The organism is Rhodococcus olei, from assembly GCF_039540555.1.
Taxonomy (GTDB): domain Bacteria; phylum Actinomycetota; class Actinomycetes; order Mycobacteriales; family Mycobacteriaceae; genus Rhodococcus_G; species Rhodococcus_G olei.
Map to the genome: position 1 here is coordinate 151,493 of NZ_BAABFB010000023.1, position 11,909 is coordinate 163,401.

The 11,909-nt window shown below is 69.3% G+C and carries 14 protein-coding genes; 10 read left to right on the top strand and 4 right to left on the bottom strand.

The features are described 5' to 3' along the window. Positions 1-43 precede the first annotated feature (43 nt). From ABD951_RS05320 to ABD951_RS05345, 6 genes are all read left to right on the top strand, one after another. A complete protein-coding gene (locus ABD951_RS05320) occupies positions 44-307 on the top strand; it encodes a phosphoribosyl-ATP diphosphatase (protein WP_345342703.1) in 264 nt (87 codons plus the stop codon). Between the two features lie 71 nt (positions 308-378). Beyond that, entirely contained in the window at positions 379-1,230 is an 852-nt protein-coding gene (hisG, locus tag ABD951_RS05325) for an ATP phosphoribosyltransferase (RefSeq protein WP_345342704.1), read from the top strand. A 278-nt stretch (positions 1,231-1,508) separates the two neighbouring features. Beyond that, positions 1,509-2,654, top strand: a complete 1,146-nt coding sequence (locus ABD951_RS05330; RefSeq protein ID WP_345342705.1) for a 3-ketosteroid-9-alpha-monooxygenase, oxygenase component — start codon at positions 1,509-1,511, stop codon at positions 2,652-2,654. Continuing rightward, positions 2,654-2,881, top strand: coding sequence for a hypothetical protein (locus ABD951_RS05335; RefSeq protein WP_345342706.1), 228 nt, complete (start codon positions 2,654-2,656; stop codon positions 2,879-2,881). The genes ABD951_RS05330 and ABD951_RS05335 overlap by 1 nt, the downstream gene beginning before the upstream one ends. Before the next feature lie 28 nt (positions 2,882-2,909). Further along, complete coding sequence (locus tag ABD951_RS05340; protein WP_345342707.1) at positions 2,910-3,701, top strand: SDR family NAD(P)-dependent oxidoreductase; 792 nt, start codon at positions 2,910-2,912, stop codon at positions 3,699-3,701. Continuing rightward, positions 3,698-4,222, top strand: coding sequence for a nuclear transport factor 2 family protein (locus ABD951_RS05345; protein ID WP_345342708.1), 525 nt, complete (start codon positions 3,698-3,700; stop codon positions 4,220-4,222). Before ABD951_RS05340 ends, ABD951_RS05345 begins: the two co-directional genes overlap by 4 nt. Positions 4,223-4,271: 49 nt before the next feature. Here the strand turns inward: ABD951_RS05345 and ABD951_RS05350 are convergent, their stop codons facing one another. Next, entirely contained in the window at positions 4,272-5,081 is an 810-nt protein-coding gene (locus ABD951_RS05350) for a thioesterase family protein (RefSeq protein WP_345342709.1), read from the bottom strand. Next, entirely contained in the window at positions 5,074-5,952 is an 879-nt protein-coding gene (locus ABD951_RS05355) for a RecB family exonuclease (protein ID WP_425569783.1), read from the bottom strand. The genes ABD951_RS05350 and ABD951_RS05355 overlap by 8 nt, the downstream gene beginning before the upstream one ends. A gap of 112 nt (positions 5,953-6,064) precedes the next feature. On the opposite strand from ABD951_RS05355, the gene ABD951_RS05360 reads away from it, so the two are divergent. Further along, a complete protein-coding gene (locus tag ABD951_RS05360; protein ID WP_345342710.1) occupies positions 6,065-6,916 on the top strand; it encodes a tRNA (adenine-N1)-methyltransferase in 852 nt (283 codons plus the stop codon). Positions 6,917-6,974: 58 nt separating this feature from the next. On the opposite strand, the gene ABD951_RS05365 is transcribed toward ABD951_RS05360, so the two are convergent. Beyond that, positions 6,975-7,460, bottom strand: a complete 486-nt coding sequence (locus ABD951_RS05365; protein ID WP_345342711.1) for a WKL family lipoprotein — start codon at positions 7,458-7,460, stop codon at positions 6,975-6,977. A gap of 166 nt (positions 7,461-7,626) precedes the next feature. On the opposite strand from ABD951_RS05365, the gene arc reads away from it, so the two are divergent. Beyond that, positions 7,627-9,402 carry a proteasome ATPase gene (arc, locus tag ABD951_RS05370; RefSeq protein ID WP_345342712.1) on the top strand — a complete coding sequence of 592 codons (1,776 nt, stop codon included), beginning with the start codon at positions 7,627-7,629 and terminating at the stop codon, positions 9,400-9,402. Positions 9,403-9,459: 57 nt separating this feature from the next. Here the strand turns inward: arc and ABD951_RS05375 are convergent, their stop codons facing one another. Further along, positions 9,460-9,999: an NUDIX hydrolase gene (locus ABD951_RS05375; RefSeq protein ID WP_345342713.1), complete on the bottom strand. Its 540-nt coding sequence runs from the start codon at positions 9,997-9,999 to the stop codon at positions 9,460-9,462. 35 nt (positions 10,000-10,034) lie between these two features. Between ABD951_RS05375 and ABD951_RS05380 the strand changes: the two genes are divergently transcribed. Further along, entirely contained in the window at positions 10,035-10,421 is a 387-nt protein-coding gene (locus tag ABD951_RS05380; RefSeq protein WP_345342714.1) for a nitroreductase family deazaflavin-dependent oxidoreductase, read from the top strand. A gap of 88 nt (positions 10,422-10,509) precedes the next feature. Then, a complete protein-coding gene (locus ABD951_RS05385) occupies positions 10,510-11,778 on the top strand; it encodes a hypothetical protein (protein WP_345342715.1) in 1,269 nt (422 codons plus the stop codon). Positions 11,779-11,909 lie beyond the last annotated feature (131 nt).

The window sequence follows — 11,909 nt, forward strand, 5'->3', positions numbered from 1 at the left end:
CGCAGCGCAGCGGCGGTGAGAGGCTGTGAAACAATGGCGCCCCGTGAAGACCTTCGATGCGTTGTTCGCCGAGCTGTCCGAGCGTGCCGCCACCCGTCCAGAGGGATCCGGCACCGTCGCCGCGCTGGATGCCGGCGTCCACGCCCAGGGCAAGAAGGTGATCGAGGAGGCCGGCGAGGTGTGGATCGCCGCCGAGTACCAGAGCGACGAACAACTCTCCGAAGAGATCTCGCAGTTGCTGTACTGGGTGCAGGTCTTGATGATCGGACGCGGACTGAAGCTCGAGGACGTCTACCGACATCTGTGATGTCGCAGCACGCCGACTTGCCGTCGTCTCACCACCCGGAGGCCCCGACCGCCTTCGAAGGAAGGAACACCATGCTGCGCGTCGCAGTACCCAACAAGGGCTCCCTGTCCGAATCCGCCGCCGAGATCCTCACCGAGGCCGGCTACCGCCGCCGCGTCGACTCCCGCGAGCTGACCGTCCTCGACCAGGTGAACCAGGTCGAGTTCTTCTTCCTGCGTCCCAAGGACATCGCGATCTACGTCGGGTCCGGGGAACTGGACCTGGGCATCACCGGCCGTGACCTGTCGCTGGACTCGGGCGCGCCTGTCACCGAACGTCTTTCGCTCGGCTTCGGCCGGTCGAGCTTCCGCTACGCGGCCCCGGCAGGCAAGGCCTGGGCGCCCGAGGACCTCGCCGGTCTGCGGATCGCGACGTCCTACCCGAACCTGGTGCGCAGCGACCTCGCCCGCCGGGGTGTCGAGGCCACGGTCATCCGCCTCGACGGTGCGGTCGAGATCTCGATCCAGCTCGGTGTCGCGGACGCGATCGCCGATGTCGTCGGTTCCGGCCGCACCCTGCGCCAGCACAACCTCGTCGCCTTCGGTGAGCCGCTGTGCGACTCCGAGGGTGTGCTGATCGAGCGGGACGGTTCCGACCCGGAGGACAAGGCCCGCAACCAGTTGATCGCCCGCGTGCAGGGCGTCGTGCGCGCCCAGCAGTACCTGATGCTCGACTACGACTGCCCGCGGGACCGGCTGCCCGAGGCACTCGCCGTCACCCCGGGTCTGCAGTCGCCGACGATTGCGCCGCTCGCGGACGAGCAGTGGGTGGCCATTCGCGCGATGGTGCCGCGCAAGGGCAGCAACGACATGATGGACCGGCTTGCCGAGATCGGCGCGAAGGCGATCCTGGCCACCGACATCCGGACCTGCCGGGCGTTCTGAGCCGACAGCCGAACGGCCCCGACCACACTGTGGTCGGGGCCGTTCGTGTTCTCCGGGGTCCGAGGCCCGCGGGCGGTGCACCCGGTGGGACCGCCGCACGGCGAGGCGGTGGTCGACCCTGCCCGCGTACCCGCTGACCTGCATCTATTCCGGTCAGCGGGTGCGCGAATTGAGGCTGGTTCGCCGGGTTGGGAGGGTCACCTCACGCGGCGACGGAGATCACATCGACCGGCCGCGGCCAACCTTGTGAATGCGCCTGACGACCGAAAGGAACCACTGTGGACATCGAGGAAAACGGCGAGGTTCGCGTCATCGACGAGGGCACACCGCCCGCTCGCTTCGCGCGGGGCTGGCACTGCCTGGGGCTGGTCGAAGAATTCCAGGACGGCGCACCGCACTCCGTCGAGGCCTTCGGTACCAAGCTCGTCGTGTTCGCCGACAGCAGCGGTGAGATCAAGATCCTGGACGCCTACTGCAGGCACATGGGCGGCGACCTGAGCCAGGGCTCGGTCAAGGGCGACTCGATCGCCTGCCCGTTCCACGACTGGCGATGGGGCGGCAACGGCAGGTGCACCGCCATTCCCTATGCACGGCGGGTTCCGCCGCTGGCCCGGACCCGCGCCTGGACGTCCGCGGAGCAGGACGACCTGCTGTTCGTCTGGCACGATCCGGAGGGCAACCCGCCGTCGCCGGAGGTCGCGATCCCCGCCATGCGGACCGACGACGCCGAGTGGACCGACTGGCAGTGGAAGTCGATCGTCATCGACACCAACTGCCGCGAGATCATCGACAACGTCGTCGACATGGCGCACTTCTTCTACGTCCACTACTCGTTCCCGACCTATTTCAAGAACATCTTCGAGGGTCACGTCGCGATCCAGGAACAGGCCGGCGTGGGTCGTGAGGACATCACCGAGTGGACCGACCCGGACGTCCCCAAGCTGCTCGGTCACCGCTCGGTCGCGGCGTATCACGGGCCGTCGTTCATGATCGACGATCTCGTCTACCGGTACGACGGGTACGACGTGGAGGCCGTGCTCATCAACTGCCACTACCCGATCTCCCCGAACCGGTTCGTGCTGATGTACGGCATCTCCGTCAAGAAGACCGAGCAGGTTCCGGCCGAGTTCGCCGATCAGCTGGTCGACGCGATGATCGGCTACATCGGCGTCGGCTTCGAGCAGGACATCGAGATCTGGAAGAACAAGTCCCGCATCGAGAACCCGCTGCTGACCAACGAGGACGGCCCCGTCTACCAGCTGCGCCGGTGGTACGAGCAGTTCTACGTCGACGTCGCCGACATCACCCCCGACATGGTCGACCGATTCGAGTTCGAACTCGACACCACCAAACCGGTCGAGGCGTGGAAGAGGGAGGTCGCCGACATCCTCGCTCGCCGCGCCGACGCGGAGTTGCCGGCCTGATGGAGCCCGTCGACTGTGCGCGCTGCGGGGCCGGGGTCCTCGTGGAGAAGAACAGCTGGGAGCACACCAGCGTCCAGTGGGACACCGCCCGACCCGACACCGTCTGCGCCGAGTACCGGGACGATCCGTCGCTGACGCTGCGCGGCGCCCGCGTGGGTCGTTGCTCCGCGCTGCGCGACTCGATCGCCGCAGCCGCGGTGGACGGCCGCGTCCCGGTACCCGACTGACCGCCGATCCGGAAGAAACGAGAGAACGATGATCGACAAGGACAAGTACGGCCCGTGGGCCTTCGTCGCCGGCGGCTCGGAGGGCGTCGGCGCCGGGTTCGCCGAGGAACTGGCGATGGCCGGGCTCAACCTCGTGCTGCTCGCCCGCAAGCCGGGCCCGCTCGAGGAGACCGCGGCAACGGCGCGGGCTCACGGCGTCGAGGTGCGGACGCTCGCCCTCGACCTGCTGGCGGATGACGCGGTCGAGCGGATCCGCGAGACGACCGCAGATCTCGAGGTGGGGCTGCTGATCTTCAACGCCGGCGCCAACACCTACGGCCACGAGTTCGTGACCGGTGATCTCGACGCCTGCCGACGGGTGCTCACGCTCAACATCGACCGCCAACTCGAGCTCTCCCAGATCTTCGGCGCACCGATGCGCGAGCGCGGTCGTGGCGGCATCATCCTGCTCGGCTCGCTGGCCGGCTTCGTCGGCGCCGAGCACATGAGCATCTACGCGGCGGCGAAGGCATTCGGTCGCGTCTTCGCCGAGGGACTCTGGTTGGAGATGGCCGGCCACGGCGTCGACGTGCTCCACCTGGTGCTCGGTGTCACCCGGACGCCGGCGATGGAGCGAGCCGGCCTCGACTTCGATCTGCCCGGGCTCGACGCGGCGGATCCGTACGCGGTCGCCCGCGAGGGCCTCGACCATCTCTCCGACGGCCCGATCCGGGTCGCGGGCGGCAACCACGCGCTGGCCGCCGGCCGTGCCGGATTCCCCCGCGCAGAGATCGTCCGGTCGGCGTCCGCCGAGGCCCGCGCGATGATGGGCCGCCGATGACCACGAGTGAAGGTCCGGTGGATGGCGGCTCGTGGATGCGCAGCCTCGAACAGCGCGTTCGGGTGCTCGAGGACCACAACGCGATCATGCGACTGATGTACTCCTACGGCCCGAGCGTCGACAGCGGCCTGGCCGCCGTGGTCGCCGGCCTCTGGACGGAGGACGGCGTCTACGACGTCGACACCGGCCGGATGGACGGCAGGCACGAGATCGCGAACATGGTCCGGACGCACCCGCATCAGGGCTTCATCCAGCACGGGTGTGGGCACGTCATGAGTCCGGCGCACATCACCGTCGACGGCGACACCGCCGTCGCGGTGTGCCACACCCAGCTGATCCTCCGCCTGCCCGACGGGAGCGGCTACCAGGTCAGCCGGGTCACGGCCAACCGATGGGAGCTGATCCGCACCGTGGACGGATGGCGGGTCACGTCGCGGACCAGCCGCATTCTCGACGGGCAGGAGGAGTCGCGAGCGATCCTCGCGAGCGCCTTCGATCCGGCAGACGACGGGGTGCGGTGACGGACGGCCCGGCCGCGCAGGGGTGCGCGCGGCCGGGCCGTCTCGCCCGCTACCGTGCCCGGACCTGCACGGTCTGCGTGACCCGGGCGACCGGGCCCGCGTCGTCGTGCAGCACGCCCGACGACATCGCTATCCCGTCCGGGCCGTAGGACGTCTCGGCCGACACCCCAATCCAGTCGCCGGAGGGGACGCGGAAGATGTGCACGGTCACGTCGGTGTTGAGGAACGTCCAGTGCACCGGGTCCAGCTTGGTACCGACCCCGTTGGCGGTGTCGGCGATCAGGAAGAGCCGATCGACCGGGTCGAGGGGCTCGCCCTCCACCAGCACCGGCTCCGGCCGCCCCCAGGCGTGCCCGACACCGGGAGACCCGAACGGGGTGAGCCACGCCCACTCCACCGAATCGACGAAGCCGGTTCGCCAGAAGGTGTTGTCCGGCAGCGGTGCCCGCTCGCCGGAGCGCGGGGGCATGGCCGGGTCCGCGGGGCGTGCTATCGAGGTGGTGTCCGCCGTCTGAAGGCGCCAGCCGGTGCCCCGGGCGACGGCGCGCCACGACCCGTCGGGCCCGGCCGCGACGAGTTCGGCGACGACGAGTTCGATCCGGCGACCGGGCCGCTCGATCCACGAGCGCACCCGAATCTCCGTCAGCGGCACCGGACCGAGGATCTCGATCACGACGCGCGAGAGCCGGGTGTCGGGACGGGCCTCCAGGCGTCGCAACGCCCGGGCCAGCAGCGCGGACGGCGGGGAACCGTGCTGCATGTCGTCCGCCCAGGTGCTCATCGTGTGGGGGGAGGGCTGAAACCGTTCGGTTCCGTCCGGCAGTGGTTCCAGTGGAACGAAATAGGACCGGTCACTCACCGGGCAACTCCTCGCTTTCCTGTGGCCAGCCCGGATAGGGCGGCGGGGTGCCGCCGAATGCGGGGCACACATCTCGGTGGTCGCAGAATTTGCACATGCGGCCGGGGTTGGGCGCGAAGTCCCCGGTCTCTCCGGCCACCAGAATCGCCCGCCAGAGCGCACCGACCGTCCGCTCGAAGCGGCGCAGCTCGTCGTGATCCGGTGTGTACGTGAGAATTTCGCGGTCGGCGAGATACAGCAGGCGCAATTGCGCCGGCACCACGCCGCGGGACTGCAGCAGCATCAGCGCATAGAACTTCATCTGGAACAGCGCGCCCTGCTCGAAGCCGTCGCCCGGCGCCCGCCCGGTCTTGTAGTCGACGACCCGCAATTCGCCGGTCGGCGCGACATCGATCCGGTCCACGAACCCGCGCAGCGGGACGCCGTCGTCGAGGTCCGTCTCGATCCGGTGCTCGCACGACTCCGGGTCGAACCGGGTGGGGTCCTCGAGGAGGTAGTAGGCCTCGACGAGCCGGCGCGCCTCGGCGAGGAGCTGGTCGAGCTCGGCCTCGGGGACGGCATCGGTCGCCTCGGGACGCTCCGCCAGGACCCGCTCCCACGCCGGTCCGACCAGCGTGACCGCCGTCCGGACGTGGCGCTCGGCGGCGGGGAGCGCGTACAGCGCCTCTAGGGCGGCGTGCACGACGGTGCCGCGCACCTGCGCCTTCGACTGCTTCTCGGGCAACCGGTCCACGGCCCGGAACCGGTACAGCAGCGGGCACTGCTTGAAGTCGCCGGCGCGGGACGGGGACAGCGCGGGCCGCGACCGAGGTCGCCTCGCATCGACGGCAGCGGCCGGTTCGGTGGGGTGCGTCGTCACGGGACTGCTCACACCTGGCAGGGTATGCGGACGGCCCGACACGCCGGCGGGCCGGCACGGGTGCACGGTTGTCGGGGGTCGGCGCACGGGTCGCCGGAGCACAACAGCAGAGGAGTAGCGAGAAATGTCAGCGTTGCAGGGTCGTCCGAGCGGACCGTTCCGGGTCGGCGACCGCGTCCAGCTCACCGACGCGAAGGCACGCAAGTACACGGTGGTGCTCGAGCCGGGCAAGGAGTTCCACACCCACCGGGGCGGCATCCTCCACGACGACCTGATCGGCACCCCCGAGGGCAGCGTCGTCACCTCCACGAACGGGACCCCCTACCTGGCGCTGCGGCCGCTGCTCGTCGACTACGTGCTCTCGATGCCCCGCGGCGCGCAGGTCATCTACCCCAAGGACGCCGCGCAGATCGTGCACGAGGGCGACGTGTTCCCCGGTGCCCGGGTGCTCGAGGCCGGCGCCGGATCGGGCGCACTGACCTGCTCGCTGCTGCGTGCGGTCGGGCCCGAGGGCCGGGTGACGTCGTGGGAGGTCCGGGAGGACCACGCCGAGCACGCGGTCCGGAATGTCGAGACGTTCTTCGGCGGGCGCCCCGACAACTGGGACCTGACGATCGGCGACCTGGCCGACTACGACGCCGACGTCCACGGCACCGTGGACCGGGTGGTGCTGGACATGCTGGCGCCGTGGGACGTCCTGCCCGCCGTCTCGAAGGCACTGGTTCCGGGTGGCGTGCTGATCGTGTACGTGGCCACGACGACGCAGCTGTCGACGGTGGTCGAGGCGCTGCGCGCACAGGAGTGCTGGACCGAACCGCGGTCTTGGGAGTCGATCGTCCGCGGCTGGCACGTGGTCGGGCTGGCGGTGCGGCCCGAGCACCGCATGCAGGGCCACACCGCGTTCCTGGTCAGCGCCCGGCGCCTCGCCGAGGGCACGGTCACCCCGAAGCCGCAGCGGCGCCCCAGCAAGGGCTGACGCACTGTGAGTGGTCGTCACCCCGAGGGGTGACGACCACTCACAGTGCGCGGGGCGCTCACTTCACGCAGGCGAGGCGGCCCATGCCGAGGATCGTGCAGGTGGCGTCGTCGGAGACGACCCACTCGCCGTTCACCTCGTCGAACGTGATGTCGGTGGGCGCTCCGCCGTGCGGTCCGGCGATCGTGGTGGTGGCGGTGACCGTGTCGTCGTCGACGGTCGCGACCTTGGTGACATCGGCGGTCAGCGGGTAGCCCTGGAGCACGGTGTTGAACTGGTCGAGGACGGCGGCCTGCTTGGCGCCGTCCTCGACCAGTACCACCTTGTCGGCTGCGGGGACCGCCGGGTCGAAGAACGTCGTCAGCGTCGCGTTCAGCGCCTCGGCGCTCGGGGCGGCGACCGCGTTCGCGCTGGTCGCAGCCACCGAGGTGGTGCTCGACGGGGTCCCGCTCGCAGAGTTGCCGGAGTCCTCGGAGCCGCACGCGGTGACGCCCAGGGTGACGAGGACGGCTCCGGCGGCGATGACAGACGTACGGATGATCACGAGGAGGCCTCTCCCTGGTCGGCAAGTAATGTAGGTGAGGCTAACATGAGATGGACCGGGTTCGGATTTCGGTGAACATCCCACAGTGTGCGATGTCGCAAGTGTCGCAACACAGTTTCGTCCGCACGGCGGTAGCGTTGATAGATCGAACTGGGAGGAGCCGCACATGAGCGCAACAGAGAATCCGGACTCGCTGGCTGCCAGGGCGGAACTCGAAGCCCTCAAGCTCGAGGCCGCTGCACTTCGCCGACAACTTGCCCAGTCACCCGAGCAGGTGCGTGAACTCGAGTCACGGGTGGATTCCCTGTCGATCCGCAACTCGAAGCTGATGGACACCCTCAAGGAGGCGCGTCAGCAGCTGATCGCGTTGCGTGAGGAGGTCGACCGGCTCGGTCAGCCGCCCAGTGGTTACGGCGTGCTCGTCCTCGCTCACGAGGACCAGACCGTCGACGTGTTCACGTCGGGCCGCAAGATGCGGCTGACGTGCTCCCCGAACGTCGATGCCGAGCAGCTGAAGCCGGGTCAGACGGTCCGCCTCAACGAGGCGCTCACGGTGGTCGAAGCCGGCTCGTTCGAGCGGATCGGGGAGATCTGTGCGTTGCGCGAGGTCCTCGACGACGGGGAACGCGCCCTGGTGGTCGGGCACGCGGACGAGGAGCGGGTGGTGTGGCTCGCCCATCCGCTGGCGGTCGCGGCGTCGGAGACCACGCTGCACCCGGAGGACGAGGACATCGACTCGCCGACCCGCAAGCTCCGTCCCGGTGACTCGCTGCTCGTCGACACCAAGGCCGGGTACGCGTTCGAGCGGATCCCGAAGGCCGAGGTCGAGGACCTGGTGCTCGAGGAGGTGCCGGACGTCGACTACAACGACATCGGTGGCCTCGGCAGGCAGATCGAACAGATCCGGGACGCGGTGGAGCTGCCGTTCCTGCACAAGGACCTCTTCCACGAGTACGCCCTGCGACCGCCGAAGGGCGTCCTGCTGTACGGCCCGCCGGGCTGTGGCAAGACGCTGATCGCGAAGGCGGTCGCGAACTCGCTCGCGAAGAAGATCGCGGAGGCCCGGGGCCAGGACGCGAAGGAGGCCAAGTCCTACTTCCTGAACATCAAGGGACCCGAGCTCCTGAACAAGTTCGTCGGCGAGACCGAGCGGCACATCCGGATGATCTTCCAGCGTGCCCGCGAGAAGGCGTCCGAGGGCACCCCGGTGATCGTGTTCTTCGACGAGATGGACTCGATCTTCCGGACCCGCGGGTCCGGTGTCTCGTCGGACGTCGAGACGACGGTGGTCCCGCAGCTGCTCAGCGAGATCGACGGCGTCGAGGGGCTCGAGAACGTCATCGTGATCGGTGCGTCCAACCGGGAGGACATGATCGATCCCGCGATCCTGCGTCCCGGCCGGCTCGACGTGAAGATCAAGATCGAGCGTCCGGACGCGGAGTCCGCGCAGGACATCTTCTCGAAGTACCTGACCGAGCACCTGCCGGTGCATGCGGACGACCTCGCCGAGTTCCGCGGCGATCACGCGCTCTGCATCAAGGCGATGATCGAGCGGGTCGTCGATCGGATGTACGCGGAGAGCGACGAGAACCGCTTCCTCGAGGTGACGTATGCCAATGGCGACAAGGAGGTCCTGTACTTCAAGGACTTCAACTCGGGTGCGATGATCCAGAACATCGTCGACCGGTCGAAGAAGTACGCGATCAAGGCGGTCCTCGAGACCGGTGCGCCGGGTCTTCGCGTGCAGCATCTGTTCGATTCCATCGTCGACGAGTTCTCGGAGAACGAGGATCTGCCGAACACCACGAATCCCGATGACTGGGCACGGATCTCGGGCAAGAAGGGTGAGCGGATCGTCTACATCCGCACGCTGGTCACCGGCAAGAACGCCAGCGCCAGCCGCGCGATCGACACCGAGTCGAACACCGGTCAGTACCTGTAGGACGGCCGCCGGGATGGGCCGGAAGCGGAATGCCGCTTCCGGCCCACCCCGCTGCGCTCACAGGACGACGTCGGTCAGCAGGGCGCGGGTGTCGGGCACGAACGGCCACGTCGGATCGGCGAGGTGGGTACGCAGCTGCTCGACGGTCCACCACCAGCCGTCGACGATCTCGCTGGCCTGGTGCACGATCGGTCCGCCCCAACGCCCCTCGAACGCGAACAGGTGACAGCGCAACGGTTTCCCGTTCCAGAGGCCGTCCCAGGCGACGCGCGCGAGCGGGGTGAGCGTGATGCCGTGGACTCCCAGCTCCTCGGCGAGTTCGCGCTCGGCGGTGTCCCGCGGCGTCTCTCCGGGGTCGACGACGCCGCCGGCGAGGCAGTCGTGCATGCCCCCGAACACGGCCTTCGCCGGGGACCGGCGGTGCACGTAGATCCGGTTGTCGTCGGCCGAGCGCAGCAGCACCCCGGAGCTGGCGTGCCACAGACCTTCCGCGTACACCCGCGAGCGCGCCGCGGTACCGGTGACCCGGCCGCGCCCGTCGTACACGGCGACGACCTCGTCCCGGGCCGGGCCGCCCGCGCCGGGCATCTGATCCATTCCCTCATCGTGTCACGCGGCGTTAGGCTCGCGACGTGGCCCTTCCTCGGCGGCTGGCACGCTTCAACCGGGTGGTGACGAACCGCGTGGTGCTGCTGCTGGCGGGCTGGGTCCCGGGAATCGCGATCGTGCTGCACCGCGGTCGCCGCAGCGGGCGCCTCTACCGAACCCCGGTCAACGTGTTCCGGTACGGGGACGGCTACCGGTTCGCGCTGACCTACGGTCCGGACAGCGACTGGGTACGCAACGTGCTCGCCGCCGGCCGAGTGGACGTCACGACCAGGGGACACCTGGTGAGCCTGACCGAGCCACGCCGGGGGAGCGACCCCGAGGCGCGGTGGGCACCGTGGCCGGCGCGGTCCGTGTTGCGGAGGATCCGCGCGAGCGAGTACCTGCAGTGTCGTCTCGAGCGCGGATCGTGAGCGTTCGGCCGCCGAATCGGGCCCGTCGGCGCCGGTAGCGCGTTACCGTTGGGATTCGCGCATCAGCCACACCGAGAGGCGCAGCTCGATGAGAACACTCAGTCGAGAAGTGGGTTTGGCCGGCGTGGCGCTGACCTTCGTGGCCGCCGCATTCATCGCGATTCCGCCGCCCGCGGCGCAGGGGTTCGCGGAGGACGTCTGCTACACCGAGAACGGCGCACCGCCGCACAACTGCGGACCGCTGCCGCCCGAGTGCCCGATCGACGATCCGGACGTGCCGCTCTGCGGTCTGGGGGCGTTCGCGACCTACGGATTCACGCTCCGGCGACCGCTCGGGGGCCGCAGCCTCGTGCACACCGACTCGACGTACATCATCGCTCGCAGCGTCGGCTTCTCGGCGCAGGACGCGTACTGGATCGCGGCGTACGACGAGGCGACCGACCTCGGGAGCTTCGTCCCGCGCGAGGTCGACGGCCGGCCCGTACCGGATGCCGATGCGCTCACGACGAAGGACATCAGCGGACTGGTGCGCACCCACTTCGCCACCGGCGGATTCCTCTTCCACTTCCTGCCGACGATGCGTGGACCGCTCGATCCGCTGCCGGACGGGCTGCACCCCGACGTCGACGACACCGCACACGAGGTGATGCTCACGCACCTGCGGCGCTGGGCCATGGCCGGGCCGGGCAGCGCCGCGCCGTTGTGCACCGCCGGCTTCACCGATCCCGGACCCGACGGTGACCACGCCACCGGCACAACGTGTTACGGATCACCACAGCCCGCGCAGATCGACGGCACGTACGCGGTGGTGGCTCCGGTCGCCTACCCGTTCACCAACGAGACGGGGGAGCAGATCATCTCCGGCACGGTCCGGTCGTCGCAGTTCGACTCCTGGATCGGCGACAACTCCTGGAACGCGAGGATCGGCATCTACCTGCACGCCCTCGGTGACCGCATCTCGCACCACGTCTGCACCGACGCCGGCACGATCACACCGCCGAGACCGGACCAGCCGGAGTTTCGGATCGACCTGAACGTGCCCACCTGCGATCAGGGTCCGCACGCTCTCCGCCACGAGTACGAGACCGGAGTGAACTTCACGGGGCTCGCCGCCGAGGACCGCACGACCGAGGCGATGCTGTCGATGGCCTACGACGAACTCGTCGCGTTCGCGCGAGAACGGGGCACCCTCGACCAGCGTGCGACCACCCCGGACGTCAAGGCCGCACTCGTGACCGACGGCCTGGTACCGGCGCTCCAGATCCACGATCCGGTGGCTCGGCTGAACGCGGTCGTCGACGTCGGCTGTCGCGCCGGGGTGCCGGCGTTCCCGGGAAATCCGCACTGCCGGGGCTGACGAACGTCGTTCGCCATCCGGGCGTCGCCGAACGGGTGGTTGGTTGTCCTGCTTCCCGCGACCGGGAGCGAGACCCAATCGGCGCACCGACAACCCATCTGCGGCCCGGTGGGGGCGGAGTGAACCGCCCC